Genomic DNA, 3,022 nt, shown 5'->3' with positions numbered 1-3,022 from the left:
GGACGGACGGCTGCCCGGTCGCCGTGACCGCGTTGGAGACGATCGGCCGCGTCCCCGGGCTCCAGGAGGCGGCCACCCGGGCGCTCACGGACTGGCGGGACATGATCATGGTCAAGCTCACCAGGAGCGGCATCGAACCCGCGGCGGCCCGCTCGCTGGCCGGCACGGTCATCAGCATCCTGGAGGGCGCCGAGCTGCTGACCCGCGTGACCGCGGACGACACCCCGCTGCGCGACGCCGCCGGCCACCTCGCCCAGCTCGTCGCGGCGGCGCCGCGGAGCTGACCGCGGGCGGTGTGGACGTCCTCGGTGAACTGGCCTTTACTGCTCCGCATGGACACGATGAACGCTGCCGTACTCGGTCCCGGCGGGGTCGGCGGGCTGCTCGCCGGGCTGCTCGCCCGGGCCGGGCACCGGGTGACCTGTCTGGCCGGCGACGCGACCGCCGGCGCCCTCCAGGCCGACGGAATCACCGTCAACAGCAAGCAGTTCGGCGACTTCGCCACCCACGTGGCCGGCAACACCGAACTGCGCGAACCCGTGGACCTGTGCGTCGTCGCCGTGAAGGCCACGGCCTTCGACGCCGCCCTGGAACGGGTGCCCCCCGCGGCGCTCGGCGACGGCCTCGTGGTGCCGCTGCTCAACGGCGTCGACCACATGGCCGCGCTGCGCGAGCGCTACCGCCCCGAGCAGGTCGCCGCCGGCACGATCACCGTGGAGTCCACCCGGATCGCGCCGGGACTGATCGAGCACGGCAGCCCGTTCACCAAGGTCTCGCTCGCCTCCGCCACGGCGCCGCGTGCGCGGCTGGAGGCGGTCGCGCGGGTGCTGACCGAGGCGGGCGCCGAGGTCCAGGTCCGGGCCGACGAGGCGAGCGTCCTGTGGACGAAGATGGCGTTCCTCGCGCCGATGGCCCTGCTCACCACCCGCCACGGCCTGCCCGTCGGCGGCGTACGGACCGAGCACCGGGACGAGATGCTGGCCCTGCTGGCGGAGACCGCCGCGGTCGCGAGCGCGGGCGGGGCGCGGGTGGACGCGGAGGCGGTCGCGACGATGTACGACACCTTCCCGGCCCGTACGAAGTCCTCGATGCTCCGCGACGCGGAGGCCGGCCGCCCCCTCGAACTCGACGCCATCGGCGGCGCGCTGCTGCGTGCCGCCGGGGCGCACGGGATCGCGGTGCCGGTGGCGGAGCGGCTGGTCGCGGAGATCGGGGCACGGGCGGGCGCGTAGCACGGCGTCGGCGACGGCTCGACGGCAGGCCCCCGGGCGGGCGCCCGGGACACCCGGGACACGGCGGGACACGGTGGGGCACGGCGGGGCACGGCATCCAACTGCCGTGCCCCGCCCGCACGTTCGCCACCCGCCCGGTCCGCGCCTACGACGAGTGAAGACGCCCATCCTCGTGGGCGGACCCTTCACAACACTTCTTTGAGCTGTTAGCCTCGCAGCGCGATATGGGAGCGCTCCCACCCTTCACACACCACCGCTCGGGACGCGTGGAAGGAAGGTCAAATATTGACATGTACTCGTCAGTAATCGCGCGCTCCGGCACTGCCCCCCACGCACACCCCCCGCAACCCCCCACCTCCAACGCCCGGCACGGGCGTGGAAGGAGAGCCGCATGAGAAAGTCACGCCTACGTGTCACCGGCGTCAGCGCCGCGGCGCTGGCCGCCACCGGCACCCTGCTGACGTACTCGCTGTCCGCGCCCCCCGCGGCGGCCGAGACCGCGGCGCCCGGCGACAATCCCTACGCGGGCAGCCAGCTCTACGTGAACCCCGACTGGTCCGCCGCGGCCACCCAGGGCGGCGGCGCGGCCATCGCCGACACCCCGACCGCGGTGTGGCTCGACAGCATCGGGGCGATCACCAGTGGCTCCGACGGTTCCAACAACATGGGCCTGCGCGAGCACATGGACGAGGCGCTGGCACAGGGCGCCGACGCCATCCAGATCGTCACCTACAACCTGCCCGGCCGCGACTGCGCGGCGCTCGCCTCCCGGGGCGAGCTGGGCCCGACCGAGATCGACCGGTACAAGACCGAGTTCATCGACGCGATCGACACGATCATCGACGACCCGGCGTACGAGAGCCTCAAGGTCATCAACATCGTCGAGATCGACTCGCTGCCCAACCTCATCACCAACGTCGGCGGTCGGGAGACGGCGACGCCCGAGTGCGACGTGATGAAGGCCAACGGCAACTACGTCAAGGGCGTCGGCTACAACCTGGGCACCCTGGGCGACAACGGCAACGTCTACAACTACATCGACATCGGCCACCACGGCTGGATCGGCTGGGACGACAACTTCCAGGCGACCGCCGACCTGCTCTACGAGGCCGCCAACGCCGAGGGCGCCTCGCCCGAGGACGTCACCGGCTTCGCGGCCAACACCGCGAACTACGGCGCCACCGTGGAGCCGTACTTCTCGATCGACGACAGGGCGGCCGACGGTCCCATCCGCGAGGGGCACAGCTCGTGGGTGGACTGGAACCGCTACGTGGACGAGCAGTCCTTCGCGCAGGCGTTCGTGACGCAGGCCGCCACCAGCGCCGGGTTCCCGTCCGGCATGGGCGCGATCATCGACACCTCGCGCAACGGCTGGGGCGGCGCGGACCGGCCCTCCGGCCCCGGCGACATCTCCGGGCCCGGTGAGGACTACGTCAACGACAGCCGCACCGACCGCCGGATCCACCTCGGCAACTGGTGCAACCAGTCCGGCGCCGGCCTCGGCGAGCGGCCGACCGCCTCGCCCGCGACCAGCATTCACGCCTACGCCTGGATCAAGCCTCCGGGTGAGTCGGACGGCGCCAGCGAGGAGATTCCGGACGACGACAAGGGCTTCGACCGGATGTGCGACCCGACCTACGAGGGCAACGCGCGCAACCAGTACAACATGTCGGGCGCCCTGGACGGCGCGCCGACCTCCGGCCACTGGTTCCAGGCCCAGTTCGAGGAACTGATCGCCAACGCCAACCCGTCGGTGAGCTAGCGCACGCGAGTTCCCCCCACCCTCCGCC

At 72.2% G+C, this 3,022-nt stretch carries 3 protein-coding genes; all 3 read left to right on the top strand.

Features of this window, described 5'->3' with window-relative positions; all coding sequences use genetic code 11:
* Window positions 1-284 (top strand): LmrA/YxaF family transcription factor (locus tag H5J30_RS24505; protein WP_374101020.1); only part of this gene is annotated, 284 nt, incomplete at its 5' end.
* Between the two features lie 57 nt (window positions 285-341).
* A complete protein-coding gene (locus tag H5J30_RS24500; protein ID WP_181789531.1) occupies window positions 342-1,232 on the top strand; it encodes a ketopantoate reductase family protein in 891 nt (296 codons plus the stop codon).
* A gap of 391 nt (window positions 1,233-1,623) precedes the next feature.
* A complete protein-coding gene (locus tag H5J30_RS24495; RefSeq protein ID WP_181789530.1) occupies window positions 1,624-2,994 on the top strand; it encodes a glycoside hydrolase family 6 protein in 1,371 nt (456 codons plus the stop codon).
* Window positions 2,995-3,022: the final 28 nt, after the last annotated feature.

Source organism: Streptomyces phytophilus, assembly GCF_013870535.1.
Taxonomy (GTDB): Bacteria; Actinomycetota; Actinomycetes; order Streptomycetales; family Streptomycetaceae; genus Streptomyces; species Streptomyces phytophilus.
The sequence above is the reverse complement of the archived record's forward strand: the minus strand, read 5'-3'. Positions and strand labels throughout refer to the sequence as shown.

Bases quoted from the DNA above. Each gene is read 5' to 3' on its own strand.
- H5J30_RS24495 (WP_181789530.1), top strand. From the start codon at position 1,624: ATGAGAAAGTCACGCCTACGTGTCACCGGCGTCAGCGCCGCGGCGCTG.
- H5J30_RS24500 (WP_181789531.1), top strand. From the start codon at position 342: ATGAACGCTGCCGTACTCGGTCCCGGCGGGGTCGGCGGGCTGCTCGCC.